Below are 1523 nucleotides of genomic sequence, written 5' to 3'. Positions count from 1 at the left end.
TGTCAGTCGTCAGAACATTCGGCACAGATCGCGGCGTAGATTAGCGGAGTGCGGGCCTCGTCCGGAGGTTGATGTTAGGCGGCGAGCTTGCGGTGTTGCAAGCGCCGATGTTCGATGGTCTGTCGTTTGATCCTTTCGCGCTGCTGGATGATGGCTGCCGCCCTGCCGAAGTAGGCGTCGGCGGGCGTCACGTTGTTCAGGCTCTCGTGGTACCGCTGGTGATTGTAGTGCTCGACGAACGCCTCGACCTGGGCCTCAAGGTCGCCGGGCAGGAAGTAGTTCTCCAGCAGGATGCGGTTTTTCAGGGTCTGGTGCCAGCGTTCGATCTTGCCCTGGGTTTGCGGGTGCATCGGGGCGCCGCGCACGTGGCTCATCTTCCTGGCCTCGATGTATTCCGCCAGTTCGCCGGCGATGTAGCTGGGGCCGTTGTCGCTAAGCAGCCGAGGTTTGTGCAGCACGGTGGCGCTGTCGCAGCCCGAGGCAGCAAGGGCGAGGTCCAGTGTGTCGGTCACGTCCTCGGCCCGCATGTTGGTGCACAGCTTCCAGGCGATGATGTAGCGCGAGAAGTCGTCGAGCACGGTCGACAGATACATCCAGCCCCAGCCGATGATCTTGAAGTAGGTGAAGTCGGTTTGCCACATCTCGTTCGGCCGGGTGGTCTTGGTGTGGAACTGATCGGCAGCTTTGATCACGACGTAGGCCGGGCTGGTGATCAGGTCGTGGGCCTTCAGCAGGCGGTAAACCGTGGATTCGCACACAAAGTACTGGCGTTCATCGGTAAATCTCACGGCAAGTTCGCGCGGGGACAGCTCGGACTGTTCGAGCGCCATTTCGATGATCTGATCCTGCACCTCGATCGCGATACGGTTCCACACCCGGCTCGGTGCCGATGGTCGATCTTCCAGCGCCTCCGGGCCGCCCTCGAGAAAACGATCGTACCAGCGGTAGAACGTCCGCCGGGCAATGCCGAGCTGATCAAGCGTCCGCTTGGCGGGCAGGTGCGACTGCTCGACGATCCTGATAATCTCGAGCTTCTCGGATGCGGGATACCTCATTCGTCGTCGCCCCCATCCGCGATCATGCTTTTTTTGAGCAGGCGGTTCTCGAGCGTCAGGTCGGCCACGCATTCCTTCAGGGCGCGGGCTTCGCGCCGCAAGTCCTGTACCTCGCCGGTGGTTGCGGCGCGCGCGGTATCCCCAGCAAGCCGCCGCTTGCCGGCTTCCATGAACTCCTTCGACCAGGTGTAATACAGGCTCTGGGCGATGCCTTCCTTGCGGCACAACTCGGCAATGCTGTCTTCGCCGCGCAGGCCGTCGAGCACAATACGGATCTTGTCCTCGGCCGAGAAATGCCGGCGGGTCTGCCGCCGGATGTCCTTCACCACCCGCTCAGCAGGGGCCTTAGTCGGCGATTTTTTCAAGGAGGGTTGGGGCTTCATCTTCGTTCCTTCGTCACTACGACGAAGCCCCAACCCTCCTTAATTCACAACCTCAAATCTGTGCCATAGGTGCTGACGGCGGACA

At 61.4% G+C, this 1523-nt stretch carries 1 protein-coding gene; it reads right to left on the bottom strand.

Features of this window, described 5'->3' with window-relative positions:
• Positions 1-74: 74 nt before the first annotated feature.
• Positions 75-1438 (bottom strand): IS3 family transposase gene (locus ACH0CP_RS18915; protein WP_406890207.1). Its coding sequence is split into 2 segments (ribosomal slippage): positions 75-1088 and positions 1091-1438, totalling 1362 coding nucleotides; the frame shifts between segments, so codons are not numbered across the junction.
• Positions 1439-1523: the final 85 nt, after the last annotated feature.

Source organism: Sphingomonas sp. 179-I 2A4 NHS (assembly GCF_045369135.1).
Classification (GTDB): Bacteria; Pseudomonadota; Alphaproteobacteria; order Sphingomonadales; family Sphingomonadaceae; genus Sphingomonas.
This window is presented reverse-complemented; position numbering and strand designations above follow the sequence as displayed.